The organism is Labilibacter marinus (assembly GCF_001659685.2).
Lineage (GTDB): Bacteria > Bacteroidota > Bacteroidia > Bacteroidales > Marinilabiliaceae > Saccharicrinis > Saccharicrinis marinus.
In genome coordinates this window covers 26,886-39,289 of sequence record NZ_LXYE02000064.1, presented here as the reverse complement: position 1 = coordinate 39,289, position 12,404 = coordinate 26,886, and the positions used below count along the sequence as shown (strand labels likewise).

Sequence of the window (12,404 nt, the reverse complement as noted above, 5' to 3'; positions counted from 1 at the left end):
ATTTTTAAGGAGGAGTACCGCGAAGAATGAGTGGGGAGGTGGTTTTAAAATTCAACCACTTTGTGGTTGTTAATAGTATTAGAATCATAAGCCTGCACTTTGTACAGGGCTATTTAGATTTAATCCTCTCAGGATTATTGCATAAAAACCACGAATGTTCAATTTGAATGCCCAGGATGCAATCCGAGGGATTTTTTGAACGATTCGTTTGTTGAACCCTGAAGGGATTCAATCTTTAAATGCAATTGCCTTGCTATTTTTTGTAACAAGACATCGGAACGGTTAATAATTGAGTATTCTTGATTGTTTCAGGATGAAGTCAGGTTTGGGCGAAGCACCAATTTATTTAGGACAACATTGTTTTCGGACATAATTTAATATTTTATAGTTTGATAAACATTTAGCGTCCTTTGCGTTAACTTCGCGACCTCTGCGGTTATAATATTATTACTTCATTTAGTCTTCTCTCAAAAGCCTTCCACGAGTACTCTAACGCAGCTTCTCTAGCCTTTTTTCTCATCTGTAAATATTGCTCCGAGCTTTTATTTCTTAATTTTTCGATGGCGGAAGAAATGGCATCTACATCGCGTATAGGTATGACATAGCCGTTTTGATCTTCTTTTATTAACTCTGGCCCAATGGAGTGTGGGGTCGTAATAACGGGTAATCCTGCAGCCATAGCTTCTACAATTACCAAACCGAATCCCTCAAAGATAGTGGGTAATACCAAAGCATCATAGTCAGCATAGGCTTCAAACATTTCTTGTTGTGAAACGGGTGCATGATAATGAATCAAATGCGCATATTCTTTTAGCGCCTGCCCACTACCTTGAATTCCTCCAATGATATGCAGCTCAATATTTAATGACTGTAATGATTTTAAAGATTCTAATAAATATTTAATTCCTTTACGCTGGGTAACTGTTCCCGCATAAAGCAGTTTGAGCGGTCTATCTTCTATGTTATCTTCTTTTCTCTCCTGATAAGGCACATGCTTAATATCGCACCCCAATGGCAAGTAAATGATGTTATTCTCAGGTATGTCAACCTCTAACAATGTGCTTTTGGTAAATGATGAAGCAGCAACCACCTTTTGTGCTATTTGAGGCTCCTCCACCAATCGTTTCTCATAATCAGCAGGAAAAACCAGGTTATCGATGCTATCCGACCATTCAGGATGTAAGGCTGCCTCTTCGCCTAATATTCGTTTAGCCGCCACCACATGAGCCGTAGCTAACTCACATATTGAGGTAAGTCCTATTTCGTTGGCTGCTTGTAGCGATGCATAACTGCTACCTTGAAAACCCCAAAATGCAGTGGGTAGTGTGCGCTTGGCACTATTCGATTTCTCTGCTCCTGTTTCCCGTTTCCACTTCTCACTCTTGGCTCTTAGCTCTCTTCCCACATATTCATCAAAATTCACATCTCGGGCATACACCGCTTTTTGTGCAGCAGGACTTTTTCCTTGCAACTTACGCAATAACATCTCTTTGACCTCAAAACGCCAATTTGCATTCACCTTATCTCCTGGTAATCCATCAATAAATCTACGCACCCAATAGGTATTCCCGTTTTTCTTAAAATAATCCTGAAATCTTTCATTGGTCAGATAACTACTGGTATAAAAAGTATCCAACAATCCCAGGTTATTTAGCGCCTTGGCTGTTTGATAGCTGTGTTGTTTGCCAGCGTGTGAGAGTATGATCATATTTTATGCGGTTCAAAGGGATAAAGGTGCAAGGGTTTAAAGGTACAAAAAGAGAGCAAAGTTCAAAAAAAGGTACAAAGTTGCACAGGTCTTTTTGAATTGGCTCATACAAGCTCATCAAAGATTTTTCCTCATTGAAAAGGGGGTAGATTGAATATTTATTTCACCATAAATAATAGGTAGAGGATTGGCTTTGAAAACCATTTATACCCTAAAAAAACGTTTTAAATACAATCGGGTCATTGAATCATTGGCGGTAAGATGATATTTATATCTCATATAGTCAGCATCAGGAACAAACTCACGATACAGTAATTGTAATTTATTATTCAATCCAGGTGTACGCAGAACCTCTTTTAAATTAACCCATCGATGTTTCTCTTCTATATTAGAGCTCTTCATTACCGATGTGATATCTTGAATGATCTGATCCGCTGAAATATCCCAATGCATATTTTGGTCTTGCTGAGGTAGAAAAAGAGAAGCCATCTGAAAAACCTGTCCTAACGCTTTTTCGCGATTCTTTTTAAAAGCAATTACAGCATGCATAAATGCCAATTTATCCTGCTCCCTACTCCACAATATAGCAATATCCAAGAGCCATCCTAATCGTAAGCCGCCCATCTCAATGCCCACCGCCGCATGCGCCACCAAATGATAACCCATATAAATAGTATTCAATATCGATATATCAACATCTTGTTTTATCAACTCATTGGCCTGACTAAAATAGTCCTTGGCCCCCTCATTAAAAGAACTACCTAAAGAAAATAAACGCTGATGTATTTCCACCATAACCCCTTGCATGGTAATGGCGCGCACATGAGAATGCACCTGCTCATGGAGCTTTGATCGAGGCACTCCAGATGATACAGCCCCCGCTCCCAATAATATTTCCAAGGCTCGCATACCTTGTCCTTCAGGAACCAAAATATCCATATCTCCCATGGGACGTGTTCCTTCATCAGAATACAAACCTGAAGATAAAGCCATACCTTTTAAAGCCATCACAGGAATATGCTCTTGCTCCAATAGTTTTTTGATGAGTTTATAAAGCTTAAGCTTCTGCTGATATTTAATACTGGTCTGAAAATAGAACTGTTTCCATTTTGTCAAACTAGCCTCATCCACGCACACTTCTGATGATTCCTTTATCTTTTTATAACAAAATCCACCTACCCCATGTAACACTCCCAAATTAACCACACCCGCCGATAAGGAAGGGAGCTCATCTGAAGAAAGCGGCTGCAAGCGACATATTGAAATCAATGCTTTTACATGCTCTACTGAAATGGATGCTTTTGTCATAGCTCAAAAATAGATAAATATTCCAATCCATGATAAAAAATAAAATACCTGAAATAAGCCAATTCCATTAAACGAGTGCTTAGAATAACCCTCAATTACAAACATTTTTAAGGCAAAAGATAAAAATGAGAAAGAAGTTTTTTATTGAGTACCACAGTATATCATGGGAATAAGCTATTTATGCATTTTTTTTCTTATCGAACTCTCAACCCTTGATTGGCGTGATTAAGCTGTAGTTTAGAACTACACATCCGTTCAAACCTGAGCCAACCTTGATGTAACCCATGGATTATAAACTACATATATAAATACTGCAGCTGTTTAATACTTTATTCGTATTAATTTTGAATAATTACTTCCAATATACTTAAAAGCGTAAAGCATATTTTTTACTTTTGCTCTGAATATTTATTTAAAATGTAACCACCGTGTAATTTGTTGATCTTAAAAAGTATGTTTAGAGTAGTTTTTAGGATTTCTGATGAGTTACATGATAAAGCTGAAAGAGATATAAACACATGAAAAACAAAGTAGTCATTATTACTGGTGCTTCATCTGGAATTGGTTTAGCATTAGCTAAGGAGTTTGCGCGACAGGGATCTAAAGTTGTTTTAGCTGCACGATCTACTGATAAACTTAAATCAGTGGAGGATGAATTAAGTCAGCAAGGTACCGAAGTAATTAGTGTGACTACCGATGTGAGCAAAGAAGAAGACTGCAAGAACCTAGTAGCAAAAGCTGTTGAAAAGTTTGGTCGTATTGACATTCTAATTAATAATGCGGGTTTATCTATGCGGGCTTTGTTTAAAGATGTTGAACTTTCTGTTTTAAAACAATTGATGGATGTTAATTTCTGGGGAACCGTTTATTGCACCAAATATGCACTGCCTTATTTATTAGAATCTAAAGGCTCTGTTACAGGCATCTCCTCTATTGCAAGTTTTATTGGTCTTCCTGCGCGCACAGGTTATTCAGCCAGTAAATTTGCCATGCATGGATTTTTAGAAACTTTGAGGGTAGAAAATTTAAAAACGGGTTTACATGTGCTTATTGCTGCCCCTGGTTTTACGGCATCCAACATTCGCCAGACTGCACTTACTGACCACGGCAGTCAACAAGGAGAAACACCACGTAATGAGGATAAAATGATGAGTGCCGAAGAAGTGGCCTTGCATATTGCTAAAGCGATTAAAAAACGAAAAAGGACATTAATTCTTACTTTCGTTGAAGGTAAGCTTTCAGTATGGCTTAAAAAGTGGATGCCTCGTTCATTAGAGAAATTAACCTACAATCATATGGCTAAAGAGCCGGACTCTCCGCTTAAGGAGTAGAGATTTTAAGATAGTCCTCAGTAGACAGTATTCACTACATATCGTCCACAATATAACTGCGCTGGGTTTATTGCTCTATGCCCTATACATAAAGCAGTACGCGTATGCACCAGTGCTCCTTACAACCCTGCACTCATAAACCAATATACCTTTTATCTATCCCAACGGATTATTAACCAAAAAATAGATAAACCCAATAATTACAAGAATAACAATAGCCGCTCCTGTTATTTTATTAAGCCACCATAAACGGCGAAGATTAATTTTTGAACGAAATAAATTGATCAGAGACGATAGTATAAACCACCACAAAGAAGCGCCTGTCAGCACACCAGCTATTAAAACAAAATGATTAGAAGAATCATCACCTGGCTTAACCGCTCCAAAACTGGCAAAAAAGGCTAGAAACAGGAAGATGGCTAATGGATTGGAGATGGTGATTAAAAAAGTAGAAAAGAAATCTTGTAATAAACTCCCCTTTCCTTTGCGTTGCTTTCTTAACTGAACAGCAGGATTACTTAAAAAGATATTGATGCCTAATACGATTAATAATACAGCGCCAAAAATTTGAATATACAACAGTTGCTTTTCAATAAAGCTGATGATAAACGATAGACTAAAGCCCGCTATAATAGCATATATCATATCGCTTACGGCAGCACCCATACCAGAAATAAAGCCAGACAGCCTACCCTTATTCAGCGTACGCTGAATACATAGCACACCTATTGGCCCCAAAGGAACCGAGGCTGAAAAACCAATAATTATTCCATCTATATAATACTGTAATACCATATTAGGTTTATGTCAAGCACTATGTATTTATACTTTTTAAGCATGCGTAATGATATAATTTAAGGAACTTTACAATAGAAACCAAAAACATCCATTCTGGTTCTAATACCTTTACTTCTCCTCTTATCATATACTACGACGACCATTCTACAAAATGGTAATATGCGTATTCTTAGGGGCTGCAAAATTAAAAGAAAAATCAAGCAATTAAAACTTCTATCCTTATTCTATAGTAATTAAAATTTGCTTGAAGTATTTATGACTAAACTATATCTTTTTAAAAACTTTATTCCTAATTTAGGACTACATCTAAAAAAGAGTATTTCAAAACGCTAAATTCATACTTATTAAATATATTATATTCAGCAGCAATCCCTTATTGTTTAAAAACCGACCGATTAACATTCTGTTAACATTTAATTAATAATAAGCCAATAATTACTGCCTGAATACTGTTTATGTTTGCGTCGCCAAAATAAGAAACTGTTAAAGTTTCTAAGACAAATAAATTAATGTTAGGATGGAAAATATTTATGTAGTTCTGGTAGTTGTGCTATTTGCACTAGCTATTTCAGATTTAGTGGTAGGTGTTAGTAATGACGCTGTTAACTTTCTTAATTCAGCCTTAGGATCGAAAGCTGCACCTTTTAAAGTAATTATGATTATTGCCGCAGCAGGTATCTTTGTTGGGGCTACTTTTTCAAGTGGAATGATGGAAGTTGCACGGAAGGGAATCTTTAACCCGCAATACTTCTACTTCTCCGAAATCATGATCATATTCTTGGCCGTGATGATAACCGATGTGCTGTTACTGGATTTGTTCAACACTTTTGGAATGCCAACATCAACCACGGTTTCTATTGTATTTGAATTACTAGGAGGTGCCATAGCGGTATCTTTAATTAAGGTTTCTAACAATCCTTCAATACCTTTAAGTCAATACATTAACTCGGCCACAGCCTTACTTATAATCGCTGGTATATTACTTTCGGTGGTAGTTGCATTTACCTCAGGAGCAATTGTTCAATATTTAACGCGTTTGGTATTTTCGTTTAATTACGACAAAAGATTAAAATATTTAGGTGCACTTTGGGGAGGTATCGCTATTACTGCCATTACCTACTTTATCCTAATTAAAGGGGCAAAAGGAGCATCGTTTATGAATAGCGAAACCAAAGAGCTTATTAAAACAAATACCGTTCAGATTATTGCTATTTGTTTTGTAGGATGGACAGTTTTACTGCAATTAATGCAATTGATATTTAAAACGGACATATTAAAACTAACTGTATTGGTAGGAACCTTTGCTTTGGCTATGGCCTTTGCAGGTAATGACCTGGTTAACTTTATTGGAGTACCGTTAGCTGGTTTTGAATCCTTTAAAATATTTCAAGGAGCTGGCGTGGGTGCGGATCAACTATTAATGGAAGACTTAGCTGGTAAAGTGAAAACTGATACATTTATGTTGGTTATTGCCGGTCTTATCATGGTTATCACACTATGGACTTCTAAAAAAGCACATAACGTAGTTAAAACTTCGTTGGATTTAGCCAGACAGCAAGAAGGTGAAGAAAGATTTGGTTCTTCATATCTTTCCAGAGCCATTGTGCATGGAGCTGTAAATATGTCTAACGCCGTTAACGGCGTTTTACCAGCAAGAATTAAAAAATCTATCGATAAACAATTTGACTCCACCACCTACGATGAAAAGAGAAAAGCTTTAGGTAATGATGCACCAGCATTTGATATGTTAAGAGCATCTGTTAACCTTGTTGTCGCAAGTATTCTTATTTCAATGGCCACATCGTATAAGTTACCACTTTCAACTACCTATGTTACATTTATGGTAGCTATGGGAAGTTCTTTAACAGATAGAGCTTGGGGTAGAGAAAGTGCAGTATACCGTGTAACTGGTGTTCTTTCGGTTATTGGAGGATGGTTCTTAACGGCATTCTCGGCATTTACGGTTTCATTTATTATTGCTAATATTATTTCTTACGGAGGTGTATATGCAGTATTTGTGCTGATAGCTGTTGCTTTATTCTTAATTTATCGAACTCAAATCATTAGTAAAAAACGAAGTGCTAAAGATGTTAACGCGGACGATATTGATCTGGAAGAAGTTGAGAATAACACTTTAGCTACTGCTCTATTTAATTCTTGTACGGAGAAAGTAACTAAAAATCTGAATGAGATTTCTGAATTATTTGCATCATCGCTTACTTCGTTTCAAGCTGAAAACAGAAAAGAGATAAAAATTAAGATTAAAGATATAAGCCAGCTGAATAAGAAAATTAAAAAGAACAAGGATAACATCTTTAAAACGGTTAAAAAGTTGCAAGAATCTGATATAGATTCAAGCTTACACTATGTTCAGGTAATCGATTACTTAAGAGAATCGGCACATTCGCTAACCTTTATTGCGAAGCCACTTTATGAGCATTTAGATAATAACCACACGCCTTTTACTGATGATCAATTTAAAGAAGTTAGTGTTCTTCAAGCTGAAGTTAAAGTACTCATTAGTAAGATCATTAAAATGATTAACAAAGGTACTTATGAAGAGCTGGAGGAATTAAGCGCTGAGCTTTTAAAACTTACAGAAAACTTAAAAAATCTACGTAAAACTCAGTTAAAACGTATTAAGAAAGAAAAATCAAATACGCAAAACAGCATGCTGTATTTAAATTTCTTACACGAAACACAAAACTTGATGTTGCATATGGGTAACCTTGCTAAAGCCCAACGTGATTTTGGAAAGCATAACAACTAAATGTTATTAGTGATATATTTATATGGGGAATTCATAAACTGAATTCCCCATTTTTATTTTATACAGTTTTAGGCAAACCTCCAAGTCTCATACGCCCTTAATCTAGCGAATCTCTACGCATCAAACTGACTATCTAACTTCGCCGCTAACGCTACCCATTGCATCACTCCCACATCCTAACATCTTTCAACTTACAAAGAGTTTTAAGTATCTAAATTAGCTCTTATCCTCCAAAATAAGTCTTAAGAATTAACCTAATAGGTGTTATCTACACGGCAATCGTATTTATACAAATATCTAATATACCACCCCGCCTAAAATTCAGGAGGGGAAAGTGCTGCGGAGTTCTCCTCCTTTTTTTAAGGAGGAGTACCGCGAAGTATGAGTGGGGAGGTGGTTTTAAAATTCAACCACTTTGTGGTTGTTAATAGTATAGGAATCATAACCCTGCACTTTGTACATGGCTATTTAGATTTAATCCTTTCAGAATTATTACATTAAAAACCACGAATGTTCAATTTGAATAGCTCAGGGTGCAATCCGAGGGATTTTTAAAACTATTCGTTTGTTTAACCCTGAAGGGATTCAATCTTTAAATGCAATTTCCTTGGTGTTATCTATTAAGTGAACCACCTCGGGGCAAGCCCAGAGGCATAAACCGGAATACTAACTGTATTAACGAGGCAAGCCTCGAGGTATTAAACCTTTTGGCGGCGCCAATCAATATACAGTACATTAATTATGATATATTTAGATAATAACCTCGCTTTGTAACTTCTTCCTTAACATAAACTAATTCTTAATTTAAGATTAAAATATCTTAAACTAATTATCGACCGATTGGTACACTTTTTTATATTTTATCACTTAAACACCAAAGCCTCAAAACCCTCATTAAATAAGAGCTTTATCAACTTATGAATACAAAAACAGACCACTTCGCGATTTTTTAATTTTGTCTTAACATTGAATTAACCTTATTAAAATCAGAAGCTATACCTTTGCGACCGCATACACAGGAAAAATATAAATGAAACGAATTGTATTATTAAGTGCCTTAATGGGATTGCTATGCATTAGCCCTATTATGGCTCAAACGCAGACCGATGTTTCTGCAAAAGTTGGGAAAGGAATTCAGTTAAAAACAGGAGATGATTTATTTTATCTTAAACTAAGAACTAGAATCCAAACCAGATGGGATTTTAATAACTACCTGAGTTCTGCTTATACGGATAATGATGGTATGTATCATCCAGATCCTGAAGCCTACTCCGAAAACAAAGCATGGGTTAAACGTGCCCGCTTAAAATTTGATGGGTACTTCTTAAACAAAAACCTTAGCTACAAAATTGAATACGATTTAGCTGGAGGATACGTGCGTGATGCCTTGGTAAAGTACAAGATGAATAACGTTCAGGTTTGGTTTGGACAAGGCAAATTACCTGGTAACAGAGAGCGTGTAGTATCATCTAGTAATATGCAAATGGTAGATCGTTCGATCTTTAATAAATATTACACTTTAGATCGTGATGCTGGAGCTCAACTTCACCACAATTTTAAAATTGGTAATATGATCGTTTACGATCGTTGGGCAGTAACTTCAGGAAACGGTATTAAAAACAATGTAGAAGCGCCTGGAGTAAGTTTAACCGGAAAATTAGAAGTTCTACCATTGGGAGAATTCACTTCTAAAGGCCTTTATAAGTCGGCAGATTTAGCCAGAGAAGAAACGGCAAAAATTGCATTTGCAGGATATGTTAACTACAATGCCAAGTCATACAAGGATAGAGGCCAAGTTGGTAATGTAATGGATAGCGAAGCGGATTTATTAAATATTGGTGGTGACTTCCTTCTTAAATACCGAGGATACTCTTTAATGGTTGAAGCAGGAACAAGATCTGTTACCGATGATAACGAGATTGTTTTGGACGAAGAAGGAAATGCAATTGATGCTTTCTATACGGGATATGGTGCTAATTTTCAGACAGGTTATTTATTTAAAAACAATTTGGAACTAACCGGAAGATATTCATTTACCAAACCTAACAACACTGATTTTCATACAGAAACGACAGATTACACTTTAGGATTAAGCAGATATATTATTGGCCATAATTTTAAATTACAAGCCGATTTTACTTTTAGAGATAAAGTAGGAAGCCAAGATCAATTTATGAGTCGCTTACAAATGGAATTCCAGTTTTAAGCCTCTGTTAGAAAATACAATTATACTTTTAAACCCTAAGTTTTTTTTATAAAAACTTAGGGTTTATTGTTTTATAAGCATTTACCTAACTAAAAAGAAGTCACCTCGCCATCCTCATTCAACATTCAAACAAAATGCAGAAAGATTCTAAATTAAATGAATGATACAAAAGCCTAAACCTATATTTCGTACCTTCACTACCCCAAAAGTATTAGACAAATTAAATAAACATATTAAAATGAACAGCTTAAAAGGTACAAAAACGGAGCAAAACTTATTAAAAGCTTTTGCTGGAGAGTCTCAAGCCAGAATGAGATATACTTATTTTGCGAAACAAGCCAAAAAAGAAGGGCTGGAGCAAATTTCCGCCATTTTTATGGAGACTGCAGAGCAAGAAAAAGAGCACGCTAAGCGTTTCTTTAAATTTCTTGAAGGAGGTATGGTTGAAATTACTGCAACGTATCCTGCTGGGATTATTGGTACAACTTTAGATAACTTGAAGGCTGCTGCCGATGGTGAGAACGAAGAGTGGACTGAGTTATATCCTGAGTTTGCTAAAATTGCAGAAGAAGAAGGTTTTAAAGAAGTAGCTGTTGCCTTTAAAATGATTGCTAAAGTAGAAGCATTTCACGAAGAAAGATATCGTACACTTTACAATAATTTAGATGCTGGTTTAGTATTTGAAAAGGATGGAAAAGTAGTTTGGAAATGTAGAAATTGTGGTTTCCTACATGAAGGAACTAAAGCTCCTAAAAAATGTCCAGCTTGTTTACACGATCAAGCGTACTTTGAAGTAAAAGATACTAACTACTAGTAGTTAGTAAATAATTAAACATCAAAAGGGAGTTTCTCAATCATGAGAAACTCCCTTTTTAATACAAATCTAATTATAATTGAAAATCACACCTTCGGTTTTACCTAAACCTTACTTTCGTATTCTCATTTATCCAAGAACCAATGGAATAGGTTTCTCCTTCCTGAAGACCATGAAAAAAGCCAGTCTCTCTATCCGGAAAGTATTTTGAGTACAGTGCTATCTGTTTCTCAGCTTCTACCGCACAAGTTGGGTCTACCCTTTTGGCTTTTGAAAAATGATCGATAGCTAACCAGTATATTGTAGAATGTTCAAAGGCATCCTTACCGTAATTTTTGCTGCCTGCTGCATAAATATTTCCAATTAATAAATATGGTTTGCCCCATGAGCCTTTTAAAGCAACCGACTTCAATGCATACTCACGAGCTTTAGGATAGTTATTATTTTGCGCAAACTCCAATACGGCTAACTCATAATAATAAGTTGATTTCGCAGAATCAATATCGCACGATTCAATCGCTTTAGCATAATAATCTGATGCCTTGGAGAAATCACCTTTCTTTACAAACATTTTAGCCAACTGGTATGCCGCTGCATGAGTTGGATTCAATTCATAGTTCTTTTCAACAATGGTAGAATACAAAGCCGATTCTTTACAGTCTAACTTCAATACTAAACTTAATATTCTAGCAATATTCTCAGGGTTTTCACTATCTGCGTTAAACTGATCGGCTAATAAAGGCTCTACCACGCCACATTCTCCCGCTCCACTCTTCACCAACAGTTCCTCGCATCCTTTTCTAACTTTAAGCACTCTAGGCTTAGCCTTTTCGCTCACCTTACTTAACTGTACGTCCAATACTGTAGAAATAGTTAAAAAGTCATTTAAAAACTGCTGACTACCAATATCTCCATGCTGTAATAAACTCTCCGAAGTTTTTAGCCAATTAAATAATACTACATCTTCCGAACGGTCACCCTGTAATTCAAATGATTTACCAAACCAGGCATAGGCATCTTTCATCGCTTCCGCATTACCCCTTTTATACTTCATTAAGTCCAGTGCTTTTCTTCCTAAAATCCATCCTTCAGGATATTTAGGATGTGCACTATAATATTTTAAACGTTGGTCGTAAATCATCATAATAGTATCTACCACTTCCGTTTTTCGCTCTTTTGTTTTGGCCACCTTATAATAGTGGTTGTACAACTTAACTCCGTCCGAATAAACTTTTACGCTAGCCTCTGGGCAGTTATTGAACATGTATTTCCATGAATCCACAGAATAATCATACATCTTCTTCTTTAGGTTTAAGGAATACAATGAAAAATTCTTCAAACACTCCATACTATCCGCTTCACTCTTGTAAACACTTCTATTTCCTGCAAAAGCATTCGAAAACAAAACAACAAGACTCAATAATGCTATATACCTTCTCATTTTTTATTATTTTTAATAAGATTCAAAT

Annotated in this window: 8 protein-coding genes; 4 read left to right on the top strand and 4 right to left on the bottom strand. The window is 35.9% G+C overall.

Annotated elements, in window-relative coordinates; genetic code table 11:
• Positions 1-436: 436 nt before the first annotated feature.
• Together A8L32_RS22545 and A8L32_RS22540 are read right to left on the bottom strand one after the other, a co-directional pair.
• Complete coding sequence (locus tag A8L32_RS22545; protein ID WP_066633510.1) at positions 437-1,708, bottom strand: glycosyltransferase family 4 protein; 1,272 nt, start codon at positions 1,706-1,708, stop codon at positions 437-439.
• Positions 1,709-1,912: 204 nt separating this feature from the next.
• Positions 1,913-3,016: a nucleotidyltransferase family protein gene (locus A8L32_RS22540; RefSeq protein WP_066633507.1), complete on the bottom strand. Its 1,104-nt coding sequence runs from the start codon at positions 3,014-3,016 to the stop codon at positions 1,913-1,915.
• Positions 3,017-3,534: 518 nt separating this feature from the next.
• On the opposite strand from A8L32_RS22540, the gene A8L32_RS22535 reads away from it, so the two are divergent.
• The gene (locus tag A8L32_RS22535; RefSeq protein WP_066633499.1) at positions 3,535-4,347 is read left to right on the top strand and encodes an SDR family oxidoreductase; all 813 of its coding nucleotides are present in this window, start codon (positions 3,535-3,537) and stop codon (positions 4,345-4,347) included.
• A 156-nt stretch (positions 4,348-4,503) separates the two neighbouring features.
• Here A8L32_RS22535 and A8L32_RS22530 read toward each other — a convergent pair whose 3' ends face one another.
• On the bottom strand, positions 4,504-5,142 hold the full coding sequence (locus A8L32_RS22530) for a LysE family translocator (RefSeq protein WP_066633495.1): 639 nt from the start codon (positions 5,140-5,142) through the stop codon (positions 4,504-4,506).
• 520 nt (positions 5,143-5,662) lie between these two features.
• On the opposite strand from A8L32_RS22530, the gene A8L32_RS22525 reads away from it, so the two are divergent.
• The 3 genes from A8L32_RS22525 (at position 5,663) to rbr (ending at position 10,935) form a co-directional block, all read left to right on the top strand.
• Complete coding sequence (locus A8L32_RS22525; protein ID WP_066633491.1) at positions 5,663-7,915, top strand: inorganic phosphate transporter; 2,253 nt, start codon at positions 5,663-5,665, stop codon at positions 7,913-7,915.
• A 1,030-nt stretch (positions 7,916-8,945) separates the two neighbouring features.
• Positions 8,946-10,121 (top strand): porin family protein, encoded by a 1,176-nt coding sequence (locus A8L32_RS22520; RefSeq protein WP_066633489.1) that lies wholly within the window; start codon positions 8,946-8,948, stop codon positions 10,119-10,121.
• 238 nt (positions 10,122-10,359) lie between these two features.
• Positions 10,360-10,935 carry a rubrerythrin gene (gene rbr / locus A8L32_RS22515; RefSeq protein ID WP_066633517.1) on the top strand — a complete coding sequence of 192 codons (576 nt, stop codon included), beginning with the start codon at positions 10,360-10,362 and terminating at the stop codon, positions 10,933-10,935.
• A 100-nt stretch (positions 10,936-11,035) separates the two neighbouring features.
• Here the strand turns inward: rbr and A8L32_RS22510 are convergent, their stop codons facing one another.
• Complete coding sequence (locus tag A8L32_RS22510; RefSeq protein ID WP_066633484.1) at positions 11,036-12,376, bottom strand: tetratricopeptide repeat protein; 1,341 nt, start codon at positions 12,374-12,376, stop codon at positions 11,036-11,038.
• Between the last annotated feature and the right edge of the window lie 28 nt (positions 12,377-12,404).

Excerpts from the sequence above, each read along its gene's own strand:
- A8L32_RS22545 (WP_066633510.1), bottom strand. The coding sequence starts at position 1,708 with ATGATCATACTCTCACACGCTGGCAAACAACACAGCTATCAAACAGCC.
- A8L32_RS22540 (WP_066633507.1), bottom strand. The coding sequence starts at position 3,016 with ATGACAAAAGCATCCATTTCAGTAGAGCATGTAAAAGCATTGATTTCA.
- A8L32_RS22535 (WP_066633499.1), top strand. The coding sequence starts at position 3,535 with ATGAAAAACAAAGTAGTCATTATTACTGGTGCTTCATCTGGAATTGGT.
- A8L32_RS22530 (WP_066633495.1), bottom strand. The coding sequence starts at position 5,142 with ATGGTATTACAGTATTATATAGATGGAATAATTATTGGTTTTTCAGCC.
- A8L32_RS22525 (WP_066633491.1), top strand. The coding sequence starts at position 5,663 with ATGGAAAATATTTATGTAGTTCTGGTAGTTGTGCTATTTGCACTAGCT.
- A8L32_RS22520 (WP_066633489.1), top strand. The coding sequence starts at position 8,946 with ATGAAACGAATTGTATTATTAAGTGCCTTAATGGGATTGCTATGCATT.
- rbr (WP_066633517.1), top strand. The coding sequence starts at position 10,360 with ATGAACAGCTTAAAAGGTACAAAAACGGAGCAAAACTTATTAAAAGCT.
- A8L32_RS22510 (WP_066633484.1), bottom strand. The coding sequence starts at position 12,376 with ATGAGAAGGTATATAGCATTATTGAGTCTTGTTGTTTTGTTTTCGAAT.